29 protein-coding genes and 1 tRNA gene are annotated in these 23,463 nt (G+C 58.2%); 13 read left to right on the forward strand and 17 right to left on the reverse strand.

What is annotated here, in order from left to right:
- Positions 1-3: 3 nt before the first annotated feature.
- The 16 genes from QYQ99_RS03625 to QYQ99_RS03700 form a co-directional block, all read right to left on the reverse strand.
- Complete coding sequence (locus QYQ99_RS03625; protein WP_302091460.1) at positions 4-417, reverse strand: hypothetical protein; 414 nt, start codon at positions 415-417, stop codon at positions 4-6.
- A gap of 5 nt (positions 418-422) precedes the next feature.
- On the reverse strand, positions 423-743 hold the full coding sequence (locus QYQ99_RS03630) for a head-tail joining protein (RefSeq protein WP_302091461.1): 321 nt from the start codon (positions 741-743) through the stop codon (positions 423-425).
- A 5-nt stretch (positions 744-748) separates the two neighbouring features.
- On the reverse strand, positions 749-1,114 hold the full coding sequence (locus QYQ99_RS03635; RefSeq protein ID WP_302091462.1) for a DUF2190 family protein: 366 nt from the start codon (positions 1,112-1,114) through the stop codon (positions 749-751).
- A 28-nt stretch (positions 1,115-1,142) separates the two neighbouring features.
- Entirely contained in the window at positions 1,143-3,290 is a 2,148-nt protein-coding gene (locus QYQ99_RS03640) for a ClpP-like prohead protease/major capsid protein fusion protein (protein WP_302091463.1), read from the reverse strand.
- Positions 3,291-3,499: 209 nt separating this feature from the next.
- Entirely contained in the window at positions 3,500-4,525 is a 1,026-nt protein-coding gene (locus tag QYQ99_RS03645; protein ID WP_302091464.1) for a sensor histidine kinase, read from the reverse strand.
- Position 4,526: 1 nt separating this feature from the next.
- Positions 4,527-5,141 (reverse strand): hypothetical protein, encoded by a 615-nt coding sequence (locus QYQ99_RS03650; protein ID WP_302091465.1) that lies wholly within the window; start codon positions 5,139-5,141, stop codon positions 4,527-4,529.
- A gap of 256 nt (positions 5,142-5,397) precedes the next feature.
- Positions 5,398-6,915, reverse strand: coding sequence for a phage portal protein (locus QYQ99_RS03655; RefSeq protein ID WP_302091466.1), 1,518 nt, complete (start codon positions 6,913-6,915; stop codon positions 5,398-5,400).
- 11 nt (positions 6,916-6,926) lie between these two features.
- Positions 6,927-7,148: a phage head-tail joining protein gene (locus QYQ99_RS03660; RefSeq protein WP_302091467.1), complete on the reverse strand. Its 222-nt coding sequence runs from the start codon at positions 7,146-7,148 to the stop codon at positions 6,927-6,929.
- A gap of 70 nt (positions 7,149-7,218) precedes the next feature.
- A complete protein-coding gene (locus tag QYQ99_RS03665) occupies positions 7,219-7,599 on the reverse strand; it encodes a Mor transcription activator family protein (protein ID WP_302091468.1) in 381 nt (126 codons plus the stop codon).
- On the reverse strand, positions 7,596-9,668 hold the full coding sequence (locus QYQ99_RS03670; protein ID WP_302091469.1) for a phage terminase large subunit family protein: 2,073 nt from the start codon (positions 9,666-9,668) through the stop codon (positions 7,596-7,598). The genes QYQ99_RS03665 and QYQ99_RS03670 overlap by 4 nt, the downstream gene beginning before the upstream one ends.
- Entirely contained in the window at positions 9,665-10,207 is a 543-nt protein-coding gene (locus QYQ99_RS03675) for a hypothetical protein (RefSeq protein ID WP_302091470.1), read from the reverse strand. Before QYQ99_RS03675 ends, QYQ99_RS03670 begins: the two co-directional genes overlap by 4 nt.
- 112 nt (positions 10,208-10,319) lie before the next feature.
- Positions 10,320-11,150 carry an ATP-binding protein gene (locus tag QYQ99_RS03680; RefSeq protein ID WP_302091471.1) on the reverse strand — a complete coding sequence of 277 codons (831 nt, stop codon included), beginning with the start codon at positions 11,148-11,150 and terminating at the stop codon, positions 10,320-10,322.
- Positions 11,150-11,959: a YdaU family protein gene (locus QYQ99_RS03685; RefSeq protein WP_302091472.1), complete on the reverse strand. Its 810-nt coding sequence runs from the start codon at positions 11,957-11,959 to the stop codon at positions 11,150-11,152. Before QYQ99_RS03685 ends, QYQ99_RS03680 begins: the two co-directional genes overlap by 1 nt.
- Positions 11,960-11,979: 20 nt before the next feature.
- Positions 11,980-12,321: a hypothetical protein gene (locus QYQ99_RS03690; RefSeq protein WP_302091473.1), complete on the reverse strand. Its 342-nt coding sequence runs from the start codon at positions 12,319-12,321 to the stop codon at positions 11,980-11,982.
- Positions 12,322-12,380: 59 nt separating this feature from the next.
- Positions 12,381-13,190 carry a hypothetical protein gene (locus tag QYQ99_RS03695; RefSeq protein WP_256631087.1) on the reverse strand — a complete coding sequence of 270 codons (810 nt, stop codon included), beginning with the start codon at positions 13,188-13,190 and terminating at the stop codon, positions 12,381-12,383.
- Positions 13,191-13,215: 25 nt separating this feature from the next.
- On the reverse strand, positions 13,216-13,683 hold the full coding sequence (locus QYQ99_RS03700; protein ID WP_302091474.1) for a phage regulatory CII family protein: 468 nt from the start codon (positions 13,681-13,683) through the stop codon (positions 13,216-13,218).
- A 24-nt stretch (positions 13,684-13,707) separates the two neighbouring features.
- On the opposite strand from QYQ99_RS03700, the gene QYQ99_RS03705 reads away from it, so the two are divergent.
- The 13 genes from QYQ99_RS03705 (at position 13,708) to QYQ99_RS03765 (ending at position 23,256) form a co-directional block, all read left to right on the forward strand.
- A complete protein-coding gene (locus QYQ99_RS03705) occupies positions 13,708-14,208 on the forward strand; it encodes a hypothetical protein (protein WP_302091475.1) in 501 nt (166 codons plus the stop codon).
- A 487-nt stretch (positions 14,209-14,695) separates the two neighbouring features.
- Positions 14,696-15,430 carry an XRE family transcriptional regulator gene (locus tag QYQ99_RS03710; protein WP_242607351.1) on the forward strand — a complete coding sequence of 245 codons (735 nt, stop codon included), beginning with the start codon at positions 14,696-14,698 and terminating at the stop codon, positions 15,428-15,430.
- A gap of 353 nt (positions 15,431-15,783) precedes the next feature.
- On the forward strand, positions 15,784-16,413 hold the full coding sequence (locus QYQ99_RS03715) for a hypothetical protein (protein WP_302091476.1): 630 nt from the start codon (positions 15,784-15,786) through the stop codon (positions 16,411-16,413).
- 405 nt (positions 16,414-16,818) lie between these two features.
- Complete coding sequence (locus QYQ99_RS03720; RefSeq protein ID WP_302091477.1) at positions 16,819-17,223, forward strand: DUF7673 family protein; 405 nt, start codon at positions 16,819-16,821, stop codon at positions 17,221-17,223.
- Positions 17,224-17,288: 65 nt separating this feature from the next.
- Positions 17,289-17,528 carry a hypothetical protein gene (locus tag QYQ99_RS03725; protein ID WP_302091478.1) on the forward strand — a complete coding sequence of 80 codons (240 nt, stop codon included), beginning with the start codon at positions 17,289-17,291 and terminating at the stop codon, positions 17,526-17,528.
- A 133-nt stretch (positions 17,529-17,661) separates the two neighbouring features.
- Positions 17,662-17,892, forward strand: a complete 231-nt coding sequence (locus QYQ99_RS03730) for a hypothetical protein (protein ID WP_302091479.1) — start codon at positions 17,662-17,664, stop codon at positions 17,890-17,892.
- Positions 17,846-18,103, forward strand: coding sequence for a hypothetical protein (locus tag QYQ99_RS03735; RefSeq protein ID WP_302091480.1), 258 nt, complete (start codon positions 17,846-17,848; stop codon positions 18,101-18,103). The genes QYQ99_RS03730 and QYQ99_RS03735 overlap by 47 nt, the downstream gene beginning before the upstream one ends.
- Positions 18,096-18,308: a hypothetical protein gene (locus QYQ99_RS03740; protein ID WP_302091481.1), complete on the forward strand. Its 213-nt coding sequence runs from the start codon at positions 18,096-18,098 to the stop codon at positions 18,306-18,308. The genes QYQ99_RS03735 and QYQ99_RS03740 overlap by 8 nt, the downstream gene beginning before the upstream one ends.
- Before the next feature lie 60 nt (positions 18,309-18,368).
- Complete coding sequence (locus QYQ99_RS03745) at positions 18,369-19,325, forward strand: phosphoadenosine phosphosulfate reductase family protein (protein ID WP_302091482.1); 957 nt, start codon at positions 18,369-18,371, stop codon at positions 19,323-19,325.
- Between the two features lie 48 nt (positions 19,326-19,373).
- On the forward strand, positions 19,374-21,170 hold the full coding sequence (locus QYQ99_RS03750) for a DNA cytosine methyltransferase (RefSeq protein WP_302091483.1): 1,797 nt from the start codon (positions 19,374-19,376) through the stop codon (positions 21,168-21,170).
- 126 nt (positions 21,171-21,296) lie between these two features.
- Complete coding sequence (locus QYQ99_RS03755) at positions 21,297-21,839, forward strand: hypothetical protein (protein ID WP_302091484.1); 543 nt, start codon at positions 21,297-21,299, stop codon at positions 21,837-21,839.
- 63 nt (positions 21,840-21,902) lie between these two features.
- Positions 21,903-22,184, forward strand: a complete 282-nt coding sequence (locus QYQ99_RS03760) for a DUF4224 domain-containing protein (RefSeq protein WP_302091485.1) — start codon at positions 21,903-21,905, stop codon at positions 22,182-22,184.
- A 13-nt stretch (positions 22,185-22,197) separates the two neighbouring features.
- Positions 22,198-23,256: a tyrosine-type recombinase/integrase gene (locus QYQ99_RS03765; RefSeq protein ID WP_302091486.1), complete on the forward strand. Its 1,059-nt coding sequence runs from the start codon at positions 22,198-22,200 to the stop codon at positions 23,254-23,256.
- A 100-nt stretch (positions 23,257-23,356) separates the two neighbouring features.
- On the opposite strand, the gene QYQ99_RS03770 is transcribed toward QYQ99_RS03765, so the two are convergent.
- Positions 23,357-23,432 (reverse strand) — tRNA-Lys (locus tag QYQ99_RS03770).
- Positions 23,433-23,463: the final 31 nt, after the last annotated feature.

Consider the following 23,463-nt stretch of genomic DNA (forward strand, 5'->3'; position numbering starts at 1 on the left):
GCCTCAGGCGTCCAGCGACTCGAAAACAGAGACGGTGGTGAACTCCACCGCGTAGCCGACCAGGCCGGCGTCCACAAACTCAGCCTCACGCACGCCAGCGGCGCGCAGCTCGGACCAGGCCCGACCGCCAGGTGACACCGGGCGCCAGCCATGCAGGCAGCCCACCACATCCTCCATGGCGGCATCGAGCTCAGAAGCGGCACCTTCACTGCGCTTGGCAACCAGCACGCAAGACCAGCGCGGCTCCAGCTGGGCGGCCTCACGCGACACATCACCCAGACCGGCACCGGACATACGCACCTCGATGGCCGGCACCTTGGTGCGGTCGCACAGTTCAGAAGCACCGCGCACCTGCCAAGAGGCCAACGCGCTGCGCCCTGCCAGGCGCGTCTTGATGACTTGTTCAAGCAACAACATGGCGATCAGTTCAGAAAGACGATGGGAAAAGTGGCCCAGCCGCTGGCGTCTGCAACCACTGGGCCTGTGACTTCGCAGGGCTGCCCCGACAGAACCAGGGCCGTGCTGCCCTCGGTAATGCCTGGGGCGTTGGCAACGCACAGAGAAACGCTCCTGCTAACGCCGGTAACGGCATCACCCATGAAGCCTTCGAGCTGCGAGCGATCAAAGATCACGCCGAACGGCTGACCGCCCTGCCAGGTGGCAGTGGCATTGGCCAGACGGCGCAGCACTGACGCATTGAGCCGAGACTCAACCGCTGCGAATGGGGCAAGAGATGCAGCCATGTGCCTCAAGCCTGCACAGTGCCGGGCACGCCGGTGAACTTGATATGCACCACTTCGGCGTTAGCTGCGGCCGCACCGAAGGCCACTGCACATGCACCGGAGATGTCGCCGGCTGCGGCTGCAGCCCCGGAGAAAGCACCCTCGGCCGGTTTGAACACAGGCACCGCGCCCTGTGCAATGGCCGCACCTGCCAATTTAGGGACGGCAAAGACGCCATCGATCTGGACGGAGCCGGTTTGACCCGGCGCGATGTTGCGCAGGGCAACACCCAGAATGACGCCGATCAGCACGACTTGCCCGCTGACCACCGCATCAGCGGTGGTGTTCACATAGTCCAGCACCTTGCCGGGCTGAATGAAGTTGTTTGCCATTTCAATACTCCTTTATCAGCCGCAGGGCTTACTGGCCGGCGTTGGTGGCGATGCAGCGGTGGTCGTGACCGGCCACGCCGTAATCGAGGCGAACCTTGAAGCGCGCACCGTCGGTATCGAATGCGTCCTGCTGCTCGATGAAAGGCGTATCCACGCCATCGAGGAAGGCGACCTCCAGGGCTGCACCTTCATTGACATCGGTGAAGGCGTAATGGCGAGTGCCCTCCAGGCGGGGGCTGCCAACGATGTCGCGGAACATGCCCAGGCCCACGTTGGGCGTCAAGGGGTTCACATCGGTGCTGATCTCGTACTCGGACTTGTTGATCAGCTTGGCGCGGCCCTCCAGACCCACGGGGCCCAGCCACACGGCGGGGCGCAGATCCAGGAAGTCGTTGCCGCTCACGTCCTTGTGCTTGGCCATGAGGATGCGGAAGGCTTCAAAGGCAGCACTGGAAGGTGCCGCAGCTTCCGCCACCACGTTGCCGTGCGATGCATGCAGCAAAGGCTTGCCGTCCAGCATCGTCGGGCCCAGGCCGTTGTTTTCACCCAGCAGCGCATAGACATCAGCCTCGACCGTGCGGGCGGCACTGCGCCCCATGGCGGCAGCCTGGTCAGTGAACGCGCCCAGGTCATCGTTGATGATCATTTCGCGCGACAGATTGATGATGAAGCCCTTGGTTGCGGCTGCAATGCTGGACTTTTCACCATCGGGGATGTGCACATTCTTGTACTCGCCGTTTTCGCCCTTGGGCTGCAGGTTGCCCAGCGAGCCGACACGGAAACGATGGTGCTCACGGAAGTCCGACACCTGACCGCGTTTGCAGAAACGCTGCCAGGTCAGCGCCTGCACGGCGTATGCCGACAGCAGCACGCGGTGAATGGCATCGGTGAGCAGAATGGGGAAATCGCTGGTGGACTGAGTGAAGGCTGCAGCGACGAGCTCGCGCTTGTCCTTGCCCTTGGCACTGACGCCAGCGGATTCCAGGGAGGCTCGGGCCATTTCCACCAGGCTCATGCCACGGTATGGATTGCCGCCGTGGGCAGAAACCTGCTCCTTGGTGGCGTAGCCGGCACGAACCAGCAACGCGGATACAGCAGCATCGCGGCGCTTATCGCCCTCATCTTCCACAGTGGTGACGTTCACGCCAGCCACAGGCGTTGCCTGAGAGCCCAGGTGAGCCAGCAGGCGAGCACCAGCGGCAGCGGCAGAAACGGAATGATCATCTTCGCACTGGCGCTGCAGATCCTGCACACCTTCACGACCAGCCCAGGCAGCAAACGATGCACGAATGGACTGACGACGGGTCTGATCAGCAGCCAGCACAGCAGCTTGCGCAGCGGCGTCGGGCACGGGCGTGGAAGCGGCAGCGACGGGAGCAGCTGCAGCTGGTGCGGCGCTTCCGCCACCAGCTGCCGGCGCGCCAGATGCGCCAATGGCGTTCATCAGCACATGGGTGCGGTTCTTTTTCATGTTGTCCTCATCAGGAGCGGATTGCGCGGCAGGCGCCGCAGAAGTACCCCCTGCCCGCTGCAAAGCAGCTGGCAGGGAGCGGTAACGGGAAAGGGGCAAGTCACGGGCAGCGCTGGCCGCGACGGGTGACGCATCGGTGATGGAGTCAATGAAGCCGTCTGCCAAGGCCTCGGCAGCGGTAAAGAAATGGTCCTTGCCGTCGGACAGCAAGGCCATGACGGCATCGTGATTGCCGGTCTTGCGGGCATAGCTGGTCGCCATGGCAGCTGCCCAGGTGTCCAACTGGTCGGCCATGTCACGCAGCTCGACCGCATTGCCAGCTGCATAAGTCCAGGGCGCATGCACCATGAGCATGGCGTTTTCAGCCATGCACACCTTGTCGCCGCCCATGGCGATCAGGCTGGCAATGCTGAAAGCCATGCCATCCACTTCAGTGGTGATGGTGGCCGGGTGGCGCTTCATGGCGTTGTAGATGGCAAAGCCGTCTGGAACGCTGCCGCCCAGGCTGTTGATGCGCACGGTGATGGCCTGCACATCCAGGGCCTGCAACTCCGCCACAAAGTCGCGGGCGTTGGTGGTCTCTTCCCACCAGCTCTCACCGATATCGCCGTAGATCAGGATCTCGGCGGCAGACTGCACACCCGCAGCCGCTGCAGCCTGCGCTGTCTTGCGGCGGATGGCGAACCACTTTTGCGATGTACTCATGAAAAACTGCCTGCATTCGTTGTCGCCTCAAGGGCGGAATGCAGGCAGTTTCTGGGTTTCGCTGTCTCATTTCATGCCGTGAAATGAGACTTTCTTTAAGTAAATATCAACGGATCATCTTCTTATATAAAAACTAGAGGCGTCACATGAGAAAGTATCAACATAGTCAATTATTTATTTCTCTATACTACCTATAGCTACGATCCTGACTAAGCCTTATGTTTACGAGGTAATCCAATTTTAAATGAGTTAGTTTGATATTCAATACCCATGTGTTTGTGAATACTGCTAGCCACATGGGAATAATCAACATAACCATTATTAATACGAAGAACTTCACGAATTAAAAATGTACCAATTCCACTCCCTTTTTTAGCGGTATTTGTAGACAGCTTCCCAGAGAATCCTTCTTCAAAAATTCGAGGTATTTCGTAATCATAAATTCGCAAACTAGTCATTGCAAAATTAATACTTACGTAGTTCTCATCCTCCGAAATTGTTATTTCAATTGTGGAATTTGGTTTTGTATACTTAGCTGCATTATCTAACACATGATAAAGTGCAACATGAATTGACTCATAGTCAAAAAAACCTGTCGCAGTACTTTCAGTAATTTTCACTATCACGCTCTTATCCGTGAAATCCTGAAAAAACAAATACAAGATATTCATCAATACCTTATGTATTTGATGATATTTTTTCTGAAGCGTGGGGTCAGGGTTAAATAATTTCTTGAACACCGAGAATTCGGTCTTCATTGATGCACTAGCTTTGGCAATAGCTAATAAGGACAAAGCAGCTTCATAGCTGCTGTTTGTTATTATTCCTTGCACAATTTTAGTGTGCCCGCTTGTGCGATCGCTCAGAAGCTGCTGAGGTACTAACGAATATATCTCTTGAATAATATGAGCATTCAATGATGTCAAATTATGAATCAATCTGCCCGTATTCTTAAAGCTTGACTCTTGCTGCTTTTCAATTGATCTCATCACAAATTCAATCGAATTATGAATTGCTTTGTGAGATGTCTTAAACTTCTGAGAACTCTTCAAATAATCAGACCTACTTGATGAAGCAAAGCTTACTCCATTTTTTGATTTAATTACTCCGAACCTTACCCTACCATCCCTTAATAAAGTAGATTCGTTCTTAATCTCATTTATTAATGGCTTCTCGTTATCTAAAAGATTGCAGTAAATAATATCATTATTATTGTTAACTAATCTGTAGCGCATATTATTTCCCTAAGAGCAATTCCTCAACCGTTTTTTCAAACTCGTAGGGATCAGCATTCTTTGAAAGAAAAGAATCTGCCTTTCTTAAAGCATCATGAAATCTATTACCATCCTCTATTACTGAGTAAATAACAATCTTTTTCTCTGGGTATTTGTCTTTAAGCGCCAACGCCAAGCCAAGACCTTCATCTTTAAATCCTAATGCTGCACCGACACCTTGAATATCAATAAAAATAATGTCAGCTTCTAAGATTTCTCTATCAATGAGACTCTTAGCATCCTTCACGTGTTTTGTAAAAATCCACCCACTGTTGTAGAGTATCTTAACAACTTTGAATTTTGTATCATCATCAATAAATAAAATTCGTTTATGCTGCTTGATTGAGTCTAAGCTCTTCACCACCTCATCAGTTTTTGAAGGGCTTCCATTATCCATGTTATGTACGTTCACAGTATTATTAATACTCACCGGTGCAGGATGATTTTCATCATTATTTGATAACTTAATCCCAAATAATGTCTTAACCATATTACCAAATATTTTCCACAAAGCTGTCAAAACCAATATTCCAATCCCGCTAAATACCCATTCTCTATTTTCAATTACGGTATCCACTGTATGCCTCACAAGTTGGTTTGTGTAGCACATTGTAACCAATGAATTTCAGAATCAATTTCTATCCGCGCTTGTGACTGACACCATACGCTTGCAAAAAATTCATACTTATGCCAGCCATGCTTTCGCGCTTTATCAAAAGTCTTACTACTTCGGCAATCTCCGCAAGTAGCCGTTGATATACCCCGGCTAAGCTTCCTTCGATAAGCAACATTGGCAACGACAGAGTCCTAGAAAGGCGCGAAATTAGTCATTCTTACTCTGACAAACCATGCCCTCGAACTCTGCGCTGATTGCCTCCAGCAGGATCAGATGACATCTTCAGTCCTCTTTCTGCTGCCTCCTGCCGATATTGCTGAATCTGATCAAGCACCTCACGCGGATTGCCACCACGGCGACGAATGACTTCCACCTCGCTTGCAAATCCGGCTTGCACCAGCCTCTCCCAGGCATTGGCTTCCTTGAGGGGGTCGATCCAGGGCATGGACTGCCCGATCAAAAGGCAATCATCTTCTGAGCCTGGCTCAACATCATCAGGCATGGGCAAAGCGCCACTCAGATGGGCAACGCGCACAAACATCTCCCAGACAGGCAGACTGAACTGACCTGCAAAGTCATCGGCCAGCACGGCATAGTGCACCCACTGCTCCACCAACTCTTGGCGCAGCGAACTGTAGGTGCCGCCATAGTCTCGGCTGATGCTGCTGTAACTGGCGCCTACGCCTGCCGCATAGGCCTTGAGCTGGCCCGAGCGCCAGGCCACCAGATTGGGGTTGGGTCGATTGGTATCGATGAGGCCCACCTCTTCGCCCACCATCAGGTCATCGAAGATCATGCCCGGCTGCAGGCGCAAGTCACGCGGCAGCGGGTTGCCCTTGTCGTCTTTCTCACGGGTATCTGCACCTGGGTCAAAGCCCTCGACACCAGGCAAGCGCTTGACGTAGGCCGCCATGCTGGCCGCAATCTTGGCGGCGATGCGCTCGCTTTCCTCATAGTCTTTCAGATCCTCCACGCGGTTGAGCACGCTCGCCAGCTCGCTGATGCCACGCCACTGATGCAGTCGGTCCATGGTGGAGACATGCAGCATGTTGCCCGCAGGAATGGTTTTGAGATCTGCTGGCGTGATCCAGGCGCCTGACTCGCGCGGGTCACGCTTGAAGACGTGATAGGCCATGGGTCGCCCCCAGTCATTTACCTGAATGCCTTGGCGAATTTTGCGGCTGAGATCGGTGAAGTCAAGCGGCACAAAGTCAGGCTCAAGAATCTCCAGGCTGAAAGGCACCTTGCTGCCATGCACCAAGCCCGGCGCATTGCCGACTACCTGCTGCGCAAACACTTCCCCATCGCGCAGCCAGGTGTAGGCAGCCATGCGCTGGGCCTGCGACCAATGCATGCGCCCAGTCACCTCGGGCGCTTTGCTCCACTTGCGGTGCAACTGGCGCAGCTGATCGGCATATTCTTTGTGGATGGTTCCATCGCGGCGGCGCGGCTGGGGCTCGATGCCGATGCCGTTGGGGCCCACCACGTTGTTCACCAAGGTGCGTAGCACACCACGGGTGATATCGTGATTGCGCTCCAGATAGCGCGCGTGGTTGCGCAATGCAGAAGCGCTGCGGCCCACCAGCAGATTGGGCGACGGGTTGGTGTTGCGGTTCTTGCGCAGCCTGCTGGGCTGTGCGGCCTCGTAATGAGAAAGCACCTTCCTGGCTTGGGCGCGGCGCAAGGCCGCCTCGGGTGCCACGTAGCTCACGAGACTATCAATGATGTTGGCCATATGTGAGCTCCTTAATCGCGGTCAAAACTGGCCAGGCCGTAACCACGGCCGCCAAATGTGGCCGCGCCCTGGCGCGACTTCTGCGCAAGCAGCCGCGCGATATGAGAGCGCGCCTTGAGCAGCGCATCGGTGGTCTGATATGTGACGTTGCGCCCCTGATAGGAAACGCTGAGCTCGCCGCTGGCAATCGCCAGGTCGATCTGATCCAGATGCTCTTGGGTAATGATGGTCATGTGTTGCCTGCCTTTGTGCAGCACGCTACGAGGTTTGCCGTCTCATTGCATGCCGACAAATGAGACTTTCTCAAGGCGCCTTGGCGCTGGCCACACCGATGCGCGCAGATCCAGCCTTGGCAGAAATGACCCGGTAGAGCGTGGCACGCTGGATGCCGTGGCGCCGCATGACCTCCAGATGGTTGGTGCCGTCAAACTCCTCACAGATAGCCTTGTTGCGCTCGGCCTTGCTGGGCGAGGGAATGTAGATGGACGCCCCACGCCCGCCCATACGCATGCCGCCGTAGCGCTTGCGCAGGCCATGCACAAAGGCCTGGGCCACCTTCAAGGCCTCGACCTCACTGATGCCCAGCTCTTGCCGCGCGATCTCCACCATATCGCACTCGAGTTGCAACACGGAATCGGCCACTTGTGCGGCGTCTGCTTGGCTCTTGTTAGTATTCACTGTCATAGTCTGCTGCTCCATTCTTCGCTGGCAAAAGAGGATCGGGGGCGGCGCTGGGCCGCTGGCTTTGGTGGGATGGACGGAGTGACAGCGCGAGGTGCAGGCTCTTCCAAAACTGGAGCTGCATCGCTGGCATCTGTTTCAGGCGGGCTGAATAGGTCGCGCGGCGGTTGCACAGCCTGCTCAAGCAACTGCCACTTGGCGTCAGACCATTTGTGCAGCCCTTGGGCCATGGCGGCATGCAGCGCATAGTTGCGGCAGTCCAAGATCTCATTCCGCTGCCGGCGCTTCATCCAGCGAAACACATCCTTGCCGTTGATCCGCTGCAGCACACGGTGCTCAGCAGTCAGCTGCTCAAACCATTCGCGTGGCAGCTCTTCGCTAAAGTGCAGATAGCCAGGTCCGGGTTCCTTGATGGCAAGTTGGCCTAGCAGCAGATCCTTGGCGTTATCAACGCCCAGAGTCCACAGCTTGACCCCGCGCGCAATCTTGCGGCCACGATAGTTGACCTCCTGCAGCGTGACGGGCCCCACCAGAGCGATGCCAGGCCGGCCCTTGATAGCGCGCAAATTGGGAATGACGTTCTGCGTCTTGGTCACCCAGTTGTAGACCGCCTGCGTCTGGTCGCTGCTGTCCACATTGGTGGCCGTGATGCCCATGCTGCTGCCGTTCCACAGCTGCTTGTAACGGCTTTGCAGATAGGCGGTGACCGGCTCCCAATCGCTTTCATTGGCAGGGTTGCCCTCGATGATGTGGTGATCCACCACCCAGCTCTCCAGCCCTCGCCCCCAGGCCCAGACGCTGATATCCCACCAGGTGTGCTGCACGTCCACGCTGGCCGTGAGCATCAAGCCACCCACGGGCACAGTCTTCAACTTGTAGGGCTCGGCGCGGGCCTGCAGCGCATGTTCATCAGCGGCTTCGCCCTTGAGCTCCCAGGCCTGGCCCAGAGTTTCGTTGGTGAAGCTGGTCATGGGGCCGGCATCACCCTCTTTCAATGCACGGTCGGCCTTCTCGAATTCGTCTGCAATGGTGGACCAGGGGCGCTGCGGGCTATAGGCAGCCCAGATATGCACGCCCACCGTGCGCGGTGGCCGGCAGGGTTCGCCGCTGGCATCGCGCCAAATGCGATCAGCGCCAAAGCGCTTGCCTGAGCGACGGCACACCCAGGCGCCGACCAGGGGCCAACCGCCCGGCATGTAGTCGGCCTGGGTGATGGAGTCGCGGCAATGTGGGCAGACATGGCGCACGGTCTCGGGCTTGCCGCGTTCCCACTTGAAGCCGTGCAGCACCGAAGGCCCACCCCAGGTCAGCGTGTGCTCTACGCCGCAGCGGGGGCACTCGATGAGGTAATCAACTTCATCTTCTGAATCCTCGCAGGCGCGTGAGACGTGGCACAGCCCCATGATGCCCGGCGTGCTGCCGCCCACGAACTTGGGATATGGAGCCCCCTCCAACCGCCCTTTGGCCAAGCTGCCGGGAGAGCCCGCCGTCTTGTCCTTGCTGGCACCAATGGTCTGGTCAAAGGCCGTCCACTCATCAAGGATTGCCACCGCGACCGTGATACGGCGGTATGCCCGCGCAGCCTTGCCGCCCAGCAGGTGCAGCACGCTGTCACGGAATGGCTTGTATTTGATGGTCTCTTCGATGCGCCCACCTCGCTTGCGCGCAGCGAGAACAGACGGCACACCGTTCACAGGGTCGAGCAGCGGCTCGATTTCCGACTTGACGAAGCTGTCGCGGTCATCATCTGTCGGCTGCCACAGCGCTTGCTTGCGCCGGCGGTGGGCGATGTTGTAGCAAATAAAGGCCGTGATCATCTTGCTATAGCCCACCCGTTTGGACTTCTTGACCGCCAGTTCCTCGATGCGGTCATCGCTCATGAAATCCAGAATGCCGATCTGAAAGGGCCAGGCCACCCAACCACCCTTTTGGTGGCTGGACTCACCAGCCAACAGGAAATTCTCAGCGGCCCATTCCGACAGGGTTTGCGGAGCCTCAGCCCGCATGCTGGACATTCCCAGCGCCGCGGCTGCCTTGATGGCCTCCATGGCTTCAATGGTGACAACGCTCATTCACCGCCCTCCTCTTCTGCTTGGCCTGCGTCTTCTTCAAAGCCCAAGGCCATTCCTTCGATTTGCTCTGATATCTGTTTTGTCGTGACTCGGATCCACTCATTGCGGGCACCAGCCAGCACACGCAGCACGACAACCAGGGCTTCATAGGGCAGGTCTGGGCAGGCCTTGCGCATCTGCCCCTCGACCTGATCCATGTGGTCGACCACCGCAGAACTGGCCAGGCCCAGCACGTCAGCCAGCAGGCCGATGGGAGCAAACTGCCCGCGTGCCACTTTGTTCTTGAGGTCTTGAGCCTCACGTTGTGACCGGGTCAGCAAGGCACGCTCATAGGCCAAATCCGTTCCATCGCTGCCGGCCCGACCCGCCGAGACATCGCGCAGACGTTCGCAGTAGCTCAGCAGCCACTCGTGGGCCGTGTCGCCGCGCGTGATCACCTTCTCGCTCACCAGCTGGCTCACACGGGCCTCGCTGACGCCGATAATTTCTGCAAATTCCGCTTGCGAAATAGGAGCATCCAAGTAAGGCAGGATCTTCACTTAACCCCCCTAGAAGCACTGCGCAACAGTCTAAACATGCGGCTCGAATTACCCGCTTCGGAGGAGGCCAGGGAGGACCCATGGCCTGCCCATTTTTTGAGCACCACCGCCCTCATGCCGCCAGCCCTCCGATGTCGCGGCGACCGCTGTCCCAGGAGAACTTGAGGACAGCCCCGCCGTCCTCGCGCAGGCGATCAACCACCCGCTCGCCCAGGTACTTGCTACTGAGATCCTCGACCGTGTGGTTGGTCAACAGCAGCGAAGGCTTGCGCTGCTCATAGCGTTCATTGAGAACGTCGAACATCACATTGCGCTCAAACTCCGTACCCTGCTGCACACCGACCTCATCCACGATCAGCAGATCCGGGAACACCATCTGCGCCACCACATCGCTCTCGGTCACGCCTGAGTTGCGGGCCCAGCTGTCCTTGACCATGCGCACGATGCGGCCTGCAGAGACAAACAGCACACTGGCCTTGTGCTCGCGCATCACCTGTAGACCGATGCCCACGGCCAGGTGCGTCTTGCCCGTGCCGAAGTTGCCCATGAAGATCGCGCTGCGTCCTGTCTTGCGAACCCTGGCGAAGTCATCGGCGTACGCTTGGGCGAAGTCCAACGCCATTTGCTGACCCTCATGGCTCACCTCGTACGACCCCAACGTTCGATCACGAAAACGCTCAGGGATGCCGGCGCGGCCCATCCTGGCCTCCCACTCTTGCACCCGCACCGCGCGGCGCTGCTGCTCATCACGCAGCCTCTCAGCCTCACGCTCTGCCGCCGCGCATGCTGGGCAACCCAGCCAGATGTCGCCCAGATGGCACAGCGACTGGAAGGGGCCATGCCTATCGCATTCGGCCTGCTTCACCAGCGGAGGACGATGCACACCCGACTGGATGGCAGCAGACAGCGAGCGGCTGCCCGATTGGCGATTCATTTCATTCATCACAGCGCATGCACTCCTATGCCTTGGTGGAGGGTTTTGATGGGTGGCTCACTTCGGCCAGGACGGGGCTTGATCGGGGCCGAGGCAGTCGCCAGCACCCGGTCTACGTAGGACGGCAGGTAGGAGATCGGCTCGCGCGCCTCGGCTCGGGCACGGGCCACGGCAGAGCGCATCTGCCCCACCGTCACGCGGCTGGTGCACCAGCTGTTGGCCAACGGCCAGAACTTCTTGCGGTCATGGATGCTGGTGTGGTCAACCTGCACGCCAAACTCTTCAAACACAGTTGCCCATTCGGCTTCACGAGCAGGCACAACGGCATCCGTGCGCGCCTTTTCTTCATCATCGATATGGTTCTGGTTCTGGTTGGTTGTACGTCCGTTCAACGACCGTTCAACGTCCGTTGCACCGGGTTCACCGTCACCACCGTGGCCCGGTTGACCAGTCACAGCACCACCAGCCAGTGGCGGCGCGGGCTTCTTTCCGCCCCTGCGTTTGGCCGCAGACGCTTTGCCAGCAAGCGATTGCTGCTCCTGTTTTTTCAGGTATGCAGCCAACTCGATATCACAGCGCTCGTTGTGCCAGCCGTCATCCTGCAGCGTGAAGAACTCATCCAGCAGCCCTTGCAGCGCCTTGCGCAGCTCATCAGACGTTGCCAGCACACGGCGCGCCAGCTTGTCAAAGTCCGGGTTCAACGGCTGCTCGGTGTCGTAATACAAATCCAGCAGTTCCCGGTACAACGCCCGTTCAACGAACGTTAAATGCCGGGTGGCATTGTTGAAGTCACCAATATGGTGCGGGTAGTGATTCATTGCCCTAGGCCCAACTGATATCAGGCGATGGCTTGTTGCTTCGCCTTGCACTTCACAGGCACAACGTCACGCTGACGCGGAGACACGCTGCAGCGGCGTGCAGCTCCCTCCTCAAGCCGCCCGGCGGCCAGCAAGGCATTGACGGTGCTCGCCACACTGCACAGCTCCAGCCACACGCCGGTTTGCTGGTTGTAGTAGTCGCGCAGCTCACGGCGGCTCATGTCACGCACGCCCTGCTGGTGGGCATGGCGCAGCGTCTCATAGAGCTTTTCGCTCAAACGGCGGCGGGTCTCGTTGCCCAGCTCGGCAAAAGCCTCTGCGCTGGTATCTTTGCTGGTCATAACGGGTTTGGATTGCTGCATGGTTGCACCTCCTGATATCTGCGTTTGCGGCTGCATGGCCGCGTTGAAATTGGTTGCGGTCATACGCCTGCGGCCTCACGCAAGCGGTAACGGATACGGCGCTCCAGATAGGCCTCGGCGTCTGCGCGCTTGGCTACCTTGTCCATGTCAAAACGGGGCTGGTAGCCACGGCCAGGGCGCACAAACATCAGCACAGGGCGCACATCGGCACCGCCCGTGCCGCTGGCAGCCCAGATGCCGGGGGCCAGGTGAGCTGTGCGTTCGTCTTGCTCACCCTTCTGGGTGATGCGTGGCCCGCCGCGTGTCTTGCCGTAGGTCACGAAGTAGCGCCTGCCGGCCTGCTTTTTGGTGCCGCGATGCACGCGCTGATAGCCCTTCTCGCTCATGTTGGCCTTGTAGCCCTGCTCGCCAAATGCATGGAAATAGCTGATCAGCTGAACCAGAAACGGGCCGCGCAAGTTGCCCTTGCCGTCATCGCTGCCGGGATAAGGCCCACCCCTGTCATCGCTGGGAATGGCCGTTTGGTAGCCGTTGGGCAAGATGCCTGCGCGCCTTAGCGCGGATTCGCTGCGCTTGTCACGACGACGACCGCCCCAGGTCTGGGCATCAAGGATCTTTTGCGGGTCGATCCCCTTGCCGCCCATATAGGTAGGCTCGATGGTCACGCTCAGCTTCGCGGCCGTAGCCATGCGCACAAACGGGCTGCGCAAGATGTAATCCGTGGGACGGTCAAACACAGCGCGCATCTCATCCTGCATGGCGCGGCGCACTTGAAAGCCGGTATCGTTCAGCGCCTTGGCATAGGCCTTGGCAGCCTGCGGGCCGGTCAAGCCGCGAATCTGGCGCAGCACTTCTGCCTGGTTCATCATTCGGGCACTCAGCTGGATATACATATCAGCCGTCCCATCCGTCCGTCGATGGCTGCTGCGGCACGCGCTGGGCCACCGCTGCCACCAAGTAGCCTGTCAGCACCATCACATCGCTGGCGAAGGCCTGCACGCGGCGAAACTTATTGCGATTGACCGGGCCATCACCCAGCAAGGCATCGGCCACCGAAGCCGTGAAGTCGCCCAAGCCATGCTGGTAGCGCATGAACGCCTCGACCGGATTGCCGCCAGACTGATCAGGCGCCTCGGGCACGCAGCTATGACGCATGGCGGAAGCCATTGCCTGCAACACAAACGGCAGGCCTGATGCCTGCTGAATCGCCAAAGCCTCATCCATCGTCAGCTTGTGGCGCGTGTTATTGGGGTTCAGCTTGTGCTGCAGCGTGTTGGCAGAGACATTCATAGCCTCGGCCAGTGCAGGCACGCCACCAGGGAAGCGATCGGCCACCAGACGCGCGGCATCTTGCAGGCACATTCCGCGCCCAGTGTCGGATTCGCCATGCAGAACGCCATAGCCGGAATCCGCGCCAACTGTGACAGTAGAGCCCATAGCAGTCCTCCTCAAACAAAGGCAGCCATGAGCACACAACCCACAGCCACACCAGCCAAAGAAAAATCCAGCTCCGCGCCATTGGCTACCATGGCGAAAACCGCCCCGATATCAGAGCTGATCAAGACGAAAAAAATGGACACGCAACCTGACAAGCCAGCCACGCCAGATGAACGCATCGACGCCATCGAGGCCATGCTGGGCCACTTGATATTTCTGCTGGAGGTTGAGCCGAACTTCACTGCTGAGGCCCTTGTGAAGTGGATTGCGACCTGCCGCCAGGCTGAGCGCGACAAGGGCATTGCAGACCCTCGCCAGCAGCTGGTGTTTGCGCAGCTGTGCGAAAGGCTCGGTCTTGTGGAGGGCGATCCTCAGCAATCAGATCCAGCAGCAAAGCAAGCCGCTCGCTCTGCGCTGCAGAGAGCACAACGCCGGCCTGCTGCAGACTGAGTAGCCAGTTGCGATCGGCATGCAGCATCAAGATTGCCGTGTAGACGCAACGAGCGGGCAAGCCAAAATGAGCCGCAACGCGGTAAGCATTGCGCCCATCCCAGGCCGCTGCGATTTGTTCAGCTAGTGCGTCAGCCATGGCTGGCACTCGAAGCGGTGGCTGCACTGCCTGGCCAGTAAACGGACCAGTCTGACGGCCGAAGCTCATACAGAGGCATGCCAGTTAGTCCACTGACCTGTACGCAATAACGAGTTGGAACGCCAGCGACACGCCAACTTTGAACAGCTTGATATGACGGTGCAGACACCTTCTTAGCGGCCTCCACCGGGCCACCAAGCAGAGAAATCGCTTTAGCCGCAGCCTCACGTGCCGCACCCTTAACATCGTCTTGAGCTTGCTTGGACATATTTCACCTATACAAGAATAACTAGCATACTAGTTGATCTTGCATGGACTTGCAAGCCGACACAAGGAACACTTGTGCGTATGTCTATTCACCAGATCATCAAAAAAGAGCGAGAGGCGCGCGGCTGGTCCATGCAGCAACTGGCTGAGGAAATCGCCAAAGCAGAAGGCCTTTCCAAGCCGCTGGCATGGCAGACAATCCAGCAGTGGGAAAAGCAGGATGGATCAGGCACCGCACCAAAGAGAACGCGCTTGGAGGTGCTTGCGCGAATCTTTGACATCAGCGTCGCTCAACTGATTGGCGAGGATGATGCAGCGCCGACTAGTCGCGCCCCAGCGCCTTTCGTAGACCGCTCGGGCATTCAGATGTATCACGCGCCTGATGCTGTGATCGTGCCCATTCTTGCCAACAGCGGAAGCATGGGCCCAGGCAACGAACTGCTTGAGGGAGATGTCATCGTTGGCGACATGGCACTCTCCCCTCACTGGGTTAATCAGTACATCAAGCCACAGAACCCAATGGAGTTGCGATTCATTCATGCCAACGGGGACAGCATGCATCCAACTTTCACCGACGGCGATGTACTTCTGGTTGATACAGGCTCTGGCGCGCGCGACCCTTCATCAAGGGAAGGCGTCTACGTTCTCCAGGTCGACGGAAGAAACTTTATTAAGCGAGTCACCCCCCTGCTGAGCGGCAAACTTCAAGTCTCTAGCGATAACCAGAGCTCCAAAGCTGTAGAGATCTTGAACGGTGATCACGAAGTGACGGTTGTCGGCCGTGTGGTTTGGGCCTGGAACGGGAAACGCTTGTAGAAGCAACAAGTATTCTTTGCTAGTTTTACTTGCATACTAGTTTTACTTGTGGCACATTCAGCCCATCGCAGCAATGTGATGGGCACCACGGTATCGACCGGGTTACGCCCGGTCTTTCAAAACTTCACGCCCAGACAGTTCGCACCACCAATGCAGTGCGCACCGGGCAAATAGCATCAGCGGGCATGGCCGCTGCTCTGCGCGGCATCCCTGCCGTAACCAGCCGTCAAAGTACGTAAACGGTCAAAAGGGTGAGGCGAAGGCGGCCAAGAGCAAGAACGGTCATGCCGGTTGGAATCCCGGCAACGCCCTCCCCGTGCGCTACGGGGCAAACCAGAGCACCTTGCAGCAGGGTGCTGCGGTTTGACCTAATTCCCTCATGTGCTAAAACCTCCCAATCAAATGAGGGAGAAGACATGAAGACACGCCAGCAAACACTGGCTGCATTTGCGCTGCTCTTTGCAGCCAGCACGCCAGCCTGGGCCATTTACAAATGCGACGACGGGACAGGCAAACAGATCTTTCAAGACAGACCTTGCACCACTGGCAAGAGCTCAACCGTTGAAGTGCGGCCCGCATCTGGGCATGCGCCAAAGCCAAGCCCTGCAGCGACCGCTGCACCAATGGCGGGCCAGAGCACAGCACCCGCCGCCAAGCCAATGACCGAAGCTGACCGCATCAACGCGCAGACTGACCGCATGCGCAAGAGCGGTCGACTGAAAGACATCAATGAGCTCTATCTCGGCGGAGCCTACGACAACATCCAGCGCGTGCAGAACAACTGCCGCAAGGATCTTGATGCTCTGGCACAGCGAAAGGGATCTGCCATGAACAACCTGGCAGGCGCTACCTGGGAGCAATCGATCAGCGCAGAAATGCAGGCAGTGGCAACACGCTGCCAGGGCGAGCAACTAGCCGCTCAGAACGAGCTAGAGCGCTTGCGCAGCGAAAAAGCCCAGCTTGAAAAAGACCTGAGCAAATAGCCAGATCCACCCAACACAAGCCCGCACGGCACGCGCCCTGCGGGCTTTTTTTCGTCCATAGATCAGCATTGGGAGTATCAAAAATGTGAGCACTTAGCCAGCATGCGGCATGCATGCGCCTATCCCACGCAGGGCATCAGCGGAGCCATCTGGTGTGACAACTCAAGCAGGTCTGCCGCCGCAGAAATGGGTCTGAGGCGTCAGCTATCAGGAACTTCAGCGCAGGGATCGCACTCTACGTTGATGGCGACAGTGGTCACACCAGATGGTTTCAGTTTTCGCCGGGCCTGGGAGCTCTCCTCCCCCTCCGTATCACTTCCCCAGGCAGGCCCATCAGGGCACCGGCACTTTTCACCAGCCCGCCAGCAACCGCTGTGCGGGCTTTTCTTTGTCCAAGGAACAACCATGACCGCTAGCGACATCGCCTACCCCGCGCTCACCCACACCGAGCACGACCCTCTCCGAGTTTTGGCCTATTTCTTCATCCTGGCCGACGGTCACAGCCATGGCGCCGCACGGGCAGCAGCCGGGATGCTGCTGAGCTTCTACAACGGCTACCGCTTCCAGTTTGATCTGACCGATCTGCGCGTACTGGACGAAAGGCACCTGCAGATGGCCTTGGTGCTCATGAAGTTCGACGCGCTCATAAGGCGAGAGGTGCACGAACACCTCAACCTAATGTATGGCCGCACCGACTTTGGCATGCGCTTTGAGCACATCGCTCACAAGTGGCGCATGAAGGGCAAATGCAAACGCGACCACCTCAACCCTATCGAGCGTATCGCCCTGGCAGACCCTTTTAAGGACTGACCACCACATCCATCACCAAGCCCGCCACTGAGCGGGCTTTTCTTTTGCCCTCAACCGGAGAACCCATGCAAGCAACACGCACCACCTGGCCCAGCATGCGATGCACCAACCCGGCATTCGAGTACCGCGATGCCTTGCGCACCAACATTGCCGAGACCTTCGCCAAGGCCCGCGAGCGCATCGCAGCCGAGCAGGCAGCCCAGACTAAGAAGCAGCGCCGCCGCACCCAGCACGGCCCGGCACTGATGACCTTCAAGCGCGTGCGCGCCGGCACCACCAACCACCTGAATCTGCAGCTTTTCTAGGAGCCGCCGCCATGCGCGTTTTTGTCCTGACATGTGGCTGCGTCTCCATCCAGCACATTGCCCGCAGCGCCGCCGAAGCGTTTGACCACGGCTTTGTCGAGCTGGGCCACCTGGGTTTGGGGATCTCCTGCCGATGCATCCGATAGACACCGTGCTGCACGAGCTGCAGCACCGCGACCAACAGCGCAGCCGCCTGCTGCGCCGCATGCAGAGCCAGGCGGCAACCGCCGCCACGCCTGCCGCCTCTCTCAATACCTATTTTCAAACCGAGCTGCAGCAAGCGCTGCGCGCCATGAAGCATGCAAAGGAGCAACGCTATGCCCACCCGTTCAATCGTGATCTTCGGCCCCAAAGGCTGCGGTAAGGCCCGCCAGGCAGCACGCCTGCAGCAGCATTTCGGCCTCAGCAAGGTCTATGACGCCGACTGCGAAGGCCTGACCAGCGCCCGCCAGCTGCCGCGCCATGACACCCTGATCCTGGCCAACGCCCAGCCGCAGCACTGCCCCGTGCGCAGCATGAGCTTTGAGCAGGCTGTGCGCCAGATGGCCCAGGCACCCACACACGCCCATGGCTGAGGCTTTCAAGACCACCTGGGCCGGTGGCGAGGTGCTTATCCCCAAAGCCCAGGTAGAGGCCGAAGCCCGTGAGGCTTATCATGCAGGCCGCACGCCCAACGAGGCCTGCCCCTACCCCTTCCACACCGACGCCGGACTGCAGTGGCTGGCGACCTTCAATCTCTGCATACCACTGCCAGACGGCAGCCTGCCATGCGGCCACTGACCGCGCCACCCATCACAGCCCGCCACTGAGCGGGCTTTGTCATTTCTGGAGCCCAGGCCCATGGTCATCAAACACGTAATCTCTGTTTCAGGCGGCAAGGACAGCACTGCTTTGTTGGCTCTTGCACTAGAACGCTGTCCCGCCGAGAACGTTGTGCCGATCTTTTGTGACACCGGTAACGAGCATCAGGCCGTCTATGACTATCTGATTTATCTTGAGCAGGCACTGGGCGTCAGCATCACGCGCCTGAAAGCAGACTTCACTGAGCGCTTTGCTGTCCGGCGCATGTTCATCGCCCGCGATCAACGTACTCGCCGCGACAAGTCCGGCCGAAAGGTCCGCTGGAGTAACAAAGCAAAGCGCCGCGCCCTTGCAGTACTGCACCCCTCTGGCAATCCGTTCCTTGACCTTTGCATGCTAAAGGGTCGATTTCCGAGCCGAAAAGCCCAGTTTTGCACCGAGGAGCTGAAGCGAAACATGGCTGTGGAGTTCCAGCTAGGTCTACTGGACCAAGGGCACCGGGTAATCAGCTGGCAGGGAGTGCGCCGCGACGAATCCGCAGCTCGCCGCAATGCCAAGATGGCCGAGCGCATCGGTCCTGGCCTGCGGGCATTTCGTCCGCTGGTGGAGTGGACTGCGGCACAAGTCTTTGAATTCACTGGAGTCCGCTGCATCCACCCCAACCCGCTTTACCTGCAGGGTGCAGACCGCGTGGGGTGTATGCCCTGTATCAACTGCAGCAAGTCTGAGCTGCGCCAGATTTCCCAGCGCTGGCCTGAGCACCCAAAGCGTATAAGCGAATGGGAGCACATGGTCGGTCAGTGCAGCAAACGTGGTTACAGCACCTTCTTTACCGACAGCAACAAGGCGAAGGACCGCCGCAAGGTATTTGCAGACCTGAATGTCTGGACCCGCATCGAGTGGGCACAGACAACCCGAGGAGGCAAGCAGTTCGATCTGCTAGCCCAGCTCAATGAGCCCCACGCCTGTGCATCGTCATATGGCCTGTGCGAATGACCTAACCCATGCCCGCCACTGAGCGGGCTTTTCCATTTCTGGAGCCCTATGCTTACCCCTCAATTTGTGCTGGCACTGTCTGCCAAGCTGGTGATTGACCTGTTTGCCGGTGGCGGTGGTGCCAGCACAGGCATTGAGCAGGCCATCGGCCGCCCGGTTGATGATGCAATCAACCACGACGCCGATGCCATCGGCATGCATACGATCAATCACCCGCAGACGCGCCACCATCGCGCAGACATTCGTGAAGTCTGCCCGCGCACTGTCACGGGCGGCCGGCCAGTAGGCCTGCTTCACGCCTCACCAGACTGCACACACCACAGCCAGGCGCTGGGCGGGCAACCCCGATCCACGGAAATTCGCTCTCTGGCCTGGATCGTGATTCGCTGGGCTGGTGTCACCAGGCCCGATGTAATCACGCTGGAGAATGTCGAGCAAATGCTGCACTGGTCGCGTCTGATCGCCAAGCGCGACCCAGCAACGGGCCGAGTCATCACGCTGGACAAGATTACGGACGTCAACGGCAAAACGACTTACCGTGTGGCAGATCCGGGCGAGCGTGTGCCGCGTCGCAACCAGTTTCTCGTTCCCGACAAGAATCAGTTGGGAAAAACCTGGGATCGTTTTGTGCAGAGTCTCCGAGACCTTGGCTACAAGGTGGAATGGCGCGTGATATGCAATGCAGACCTGGGCAGCCACAGCACACGCACGCGCCTGTACATGATCGCCCGCTGCGATGGGCTGCCCATCATCTGGCCCGAGAAAACCCACGCAAAAAAGCCCGTGGGCAAACTCAAACCGCACATGCCGGCTGCCGACTGCATCGACTGGAGCATTCCCGGTGCCAGCATTTTCGGCCGCAAGAAGGATCTGGCCGAGGCCACGATGCGCCGCATTGCCCATGGCATGCAGAAGTATGTGATCGGCAGCAAGGATCCATTCATCGCCCCTGCTGCAGCAAACGCCGCCTTCATCACCAAATTCAACACCGGCTCTGTCGGCGTGGATCTGCGTGAGCCCGTGCCCACCGTGACGGCGGGCGGAAATCCAGTGCGGCCCGGTACCGGCACCACAATTGGACTGGTTGCCGCTTCCATGGTTCAGGTTGGGTATGGGGAGCGCAAGGGCCAAGAGCCGCGCACCATGGATATGGAATCAGCTATCGGCACCATGGTTGCAGGCAGCATCAAGCATGCGGTGGCGTCTGCATATCTTGTGCAGGCGGGTCACGGCGAAGGCTCAGGCGCCACAAAGCGCCGCAGCCACGGCACGAACGACATCACCGGGTCCGTGGGCACAGTGACGGCCAGCGGCGGCGGGCAGAGCCTTGCCACGGCCTTCATGGTGCAGGCCAACGGCGGATTCAACACCACGCCGGCTAGGGATCTGCGAGAGGGCATGTCCACGGTCACGACCAGCGGTAGCCAACAGCAGCTGATTACCGCCAAGCTGGAGCAGCAGAGCCTGAGTCCAGAGCATGAAGCTGGCGCCCTGCGCTGTGCTGCATTCCTCATGCGGTACCACGGCAGCGGCGGGCAGTGGTCTGATCTACGCGAGCCAGCAACGACCATCACCACGCGCGACCGCCTTGCACTGGTGACCGTATGGCTCAAGGGCGAGCCCTGGGTAATCGTAGACATCACGCTGCGCATGCTGGTGCCGCGCGAGCTCTACAACGCTCAGGACTTCCCGCCCAACTACATCATTGACCGCACGGCCGCAGGCAAGCTCCTGACGAAAACGGCTCAGGTGCGAATGGCCGGCAACAGCGTCAGCCCCCTACCCATGCGGCTGATCGTGGCCGCGAACTACAGCGAGGCAGGCCAGCTCCGAAAAGTCGCCTGACGATCACCACCCGGCCCGCCACTGATCGGGGTTCATTTTTGGTGTGACCCCGGCAAGCACTTAGTACGCCCTTTGCAGCCTTAAAACACTGTATATATAATCAGTATCGATTGAAAGGAATCAACCGTGAGCGAAGCACAGCACACTACAGCACTGGCGAACCTGCGCCATCTGTATAAAAACCTGGCTACTGGTGGAGTTCAAGATGCAGAGGCAGCTAAGCGCATTGCAGAGGGTCTGCTTGCACCTGCAATTTCCGCTCTAGAAAGTGGACAAACACCTAAGCGCTCGCCACTCACACTTGAGCAGATCAGCAAGGCTCTGGGAGGTGATGTGCAAGAAGGGTCGTTTCCTCTCGCATGCACTCGATTGATTGAGAGAGCACACGGAATTATTGAATCGGGCGCGGACGCCAGCACTGAAGGGTCTGCAACGGAGAGCAAACCTAATCTGAAAGGATTGGGCATTCCTCCCGCTGAACTTCATGACCTGGTTACCGCACTCCGCCTGGGTGACGCAACTGCATTGAAAGCAGCGGAAATAATTGAAAAGCTCAGCCAAATCAAGACACCGAGCCTTCGCCGCATCCCAGTGCTCGGCGAGATCGAGGACGAGGCGGTATTTATCAAGCCACTTGAAACCCCACCTGGCACAAAGTGGGTCGAGTAGCTACTCACCCTCACCAATTACCCCAAGCCCCGCCTAGTGCGGGGCTTTTTCATGGAGACGCACATGAACAATCCATGGCCATACCTCACCGATGCGGAGATCAATGAGATCTGTTCTCCACTGAAAAATGGAGCTGCACAGATCCGCTTCCTGGAGCGCCTTGGCATGGTGGTGAAGCCAAAGCCCAGCGGTCGCCCTCTTGTCGCGCGCACGGAGTTCGACAGAGTCATGACCGGCAGCACTGCCGTGACCACAGGTCAAAGCACGAGCGCAGTCTCATCCACACCTAACGTAATCGGGCTGCAATCCTTCTTCAAACAGAGAAAACATGGGACGAGCACGTAAAGATGGAGATCCTATGGGTCTCGCGGGCACTCGCCTTTCCTTCAAACACAACGCCTTCTACTACCGCCACAGGGACGGCCGGTGGGAGCGCATGGGCACCGATGTCCGTACCGCGAAGGAGCGAGCTGCCGTCTACAACAGCCCAGCTGACAACTATGGCACCACCGCGTACTGGCTGGATCAATTCTTGGTGGACTGCCAACAACGGGTGTCCATAAAAGACCTCGCGCCGCGGACTCTCTCCGACTACACAAAAGACTCCGAGCCGCTCAAAGTGTTCTTTGGAGCTATGCTCCCTGAGCACATTGAGCCCCACCACGTCCAAGCCTATTTGGACGCAGGCTCTGCGGCTGAGCGTGGAGTGCGCGCCAATCGGGAAAAGGCATGTCTGAGCTCGTGCCTGTCCTGGCTGATTCGCACAAACAAATGCCCCGGCCTCAAGATCAACCCGTGTATGCAAAAAAGCGGCACGCGCGAAAACTCGGAGAAAAAGCGCGACCGGTATGTCACCCATCAGGAATATCAGGAGGTCTATGCCTTGGCCTGGCCCCAGGTGCGCGTGCTGATGGAGCTGACCTACCGCACGCTACAGCGCCCGGAAAGCGACATCATCTACTGGACGCCAAAAGTCCTCGCACGCGACCCACACACGGGAAATCGCATCATCACCTTCGAGCAGGGAAAGACAGGCACAAGGCTGAAGATTGCGATGACCGAGGGTTTGGAAAAGCTTATCAACCGTGCCGTGGGCACAAATCCACAGATGGACCAACCTCTGGTGCACACCCGAGCGGGCACTGGGTACACCTACGGTGGCATCAATTCCATGCTCGGCAAAGCCATAAGGACCGCAAACGAGATCAGGGCATCCAAGAATATCCCGCCCATGGCCTCATTCGGCTTCCGGGACCTAAAGGGCAAAGGTGCCACTGATATGTGGCTGGCTGGGACACCTATCGAGCAGATTCAGTTGCTCTGCGGCCACTCAGACAAGGCAACAACGGAGCGCTACATCAAGGCTCGATGGCGGGCGACTGCTCAGCCCAACGAGACAGCCGTAATGACTGTATGACCACTGTATGAGATCACTGGATATGAGACGCGTCACATATACGGTCACATAAAGCATAAAAGCCGCTACAACTTTAATAGCTGTAGCGGCTTATGCATTCTGGTGGGTCCTGCGAGATTCGAACTCGCGACCAACGGATTAAAAGTCCGCTGCTCTACCGACTGAGCTAAAGACCCTGCCACACATCAAAAGCAGTAGTTGCCTAAT

This window comes from Comamonas testosteroni (assembly GCF_030505195.1).
Classification (GTDB): domain Bacteria; phylum Pseudomonadota; class Gammaproteobacteria; order Burkholderiales; family Burkholderiaceae_C; genus Comamonas; species Comamonas testosteroni_G.

Excerpts from the sequence above, each read along its gene's own strand:
- QYQ99_RS03625 (WP_302091460.1), bottom strand. The coding sequence starts at position 417 with ATGTTGTTGCTTGAACAAGTCATCAAGACGCGCCTGGCAGGGCGCAGC.
- QYQ99_RS03630 (WP_302091461.1), bottom strand. The coding sequence starts at position 743 with ATGGCTGCATCTCTTGCCCCATTCGCAGCGGTTGAGTCTCGGCTCAAT.
- QYQ99_RS03635 (WP_302091462.1), bottom strand. The coding sequence starts at position 1,114 with ATGGCAAACAACTTCATTCAGCCCGGCAAGGTGCTGGACTATGTGAAC.
- QYQ99_RS03640 (WP_302091463.1), bottom strand. The coding sequence starts at position 3,290 with ATGAGTACATCGCAAAAGTGGTTCGCCATCCGCCGCAAGACAGCGCAG.
- QYQ99_RS03645 (WP_302091464.1), bottom strand. The coding sequence starts at position 4,525 with ATGCGCTACAGATTAGTTAACAATAATAATGATATTATTTACTGCAAT.
- QYQ99_RS03655 (WP_302091466.1), bottom strand. The coding sequence starts at position 6,915 with ATGGCCAACATCATTGATAGTCTCGTGAGCTACGTGGCACCCGAGGCG.
- QYQ99_RS03660 (WP_302091467.1), bottom strand. The coding sequence starts at position 7,148 with ATGACCATCATTACCCAAGAGCATCTGGATCAGATCGACCTGGCGATT.
- QYQ99_RS03665 (WP_302091468.1), bottom strand. The coding sequence starts at position 7,599 with ATGACAGTGAATACTAACAAGAGCCAAGCAGACGCCGCACAAGTGGCC.
- QYQ99_RS03670 (WP_302091469.1), bottom strand. The coding sequence starts at position 9,668 with ATGAGCGTTGTCACCATTGAAGCCATGGAGGCCATCAAGGCAGCCGCG.
- QYQ99_RS03680 (WP_302091471.1), bottom strand. The coding sequence starts at position 11,150 with ATGAATGAAATGAATCGCCAATCGGGCAGCCGCTCGCTGTCTGCTGCC.
- QYQ99_RS03685 (WP_302091472.1), bottom strand. The coding sequence starts at position 11,959 with ATGAATCACTACCCGCACCATATTGGTGACTTCAACAATGCCACCCGG.
- QYQ99_RS03690 (WP_302091473.1), bottom strand. The coding sequence starts at position 12,321 with ATGCAGCAATCCAAACCCGTTATGACCAGCAAAGATACCAGCGCAGAG.
- QYQ99_RS03695 (WP_256631087.1), bottom strand. The coding sequence starts at position 13,190 with ATGATGAACCAGGCAGAAGTGCTGCGCCAGATTCGCGGCTTGACCGGC.
- QYQ99_RS03700 (WP_302091474.1), bottom strand. The coding sequence starts at position 13,683 with ATGTGCCTGCAAGATGCCGCGCGTCTGGTGGCCGATCGCTTCCCTGGT.
- QYQ99_RS03705 (WP_302091475.1), top strand. The coding sequence starts at position 13,708 with ATGCAGAACGCCATAGCCGGAATCCGCGCCAACTGTGACAGTAGAGCC.
- QYQ99_RS03710 (WP_242607351.1), top strand. The coding sequence starts at position 14,696 with ATGTCTATTCACCAGATCATCAAAAAAGAGCGAGAGGCGCGCGGCTGG.
- QYQ99_RS03720 (WP_302091477.1), top strand. The coding sequence starts at position 16,819 with ATGACCGCTAGCGACATCGCCTACCCCGCGCTCACCCACACCGAGCAC.
- QYQ99_RS03725 (WP_302091478.1), top strand. The coding sequence starts at position 17,289 with ATGCAAGCAACACGCACCACCTGGCCCAGCATGCGATGCACCAACCCG.
- QYQ99_RS03730 (WP_302091479.1), top strand. The coding sequence starts at position 17,662 with ATGCATCCGATAGACACCGTGCTGCACGAGCTGCAGCACCGCGACCAA.
- QYQ99_RS03735 (WP_302091480.1), top strand. The coding sequence starts at position 17,846 with ATGCCCACCCGTTCAATCGTGATCTTCGGCCCCAAAGGCTGCGGTAAG.
- QYQ99_RS03740 (WP_302091481.1), top strand. The coding sequence starts at position 18,096 with ATGGCTGAGGCTTTCAAGACCACCTGGGCCGGTGGCGAGGTGCTTATC.
- QYQ99_RS03745 (WP_302091482.1), top strand. The coding sequence starts at position 18,369 with ATGGTCATCAAACACGTAATCTCTGTTTCAGGCGGCAAGGACAGCACT.
- QYQ99_RS03750 (WP_302091483.1), top strand. The coding sequence starts at position 19,374 with ATGCTTACCCCTCAATTTGTGCTGGCACTGTCTGCCAAGCTGGTGATT.
- QYQ99_RS03760 (WP_302091485.1), top strand. The coding sequence starts at position 21,903 with ATGAACAATCCATGGCCATACCTCACCGATGCGGAGATCAATGAGATC.
- QYQ99_RS03765 (WP_302091486.1), top strand. The coding sequence starts at position 22,198 with ATGGGTCTCGCGGGCACTCGCCTTTCCTTCAAACACAACGCCTTCTAC.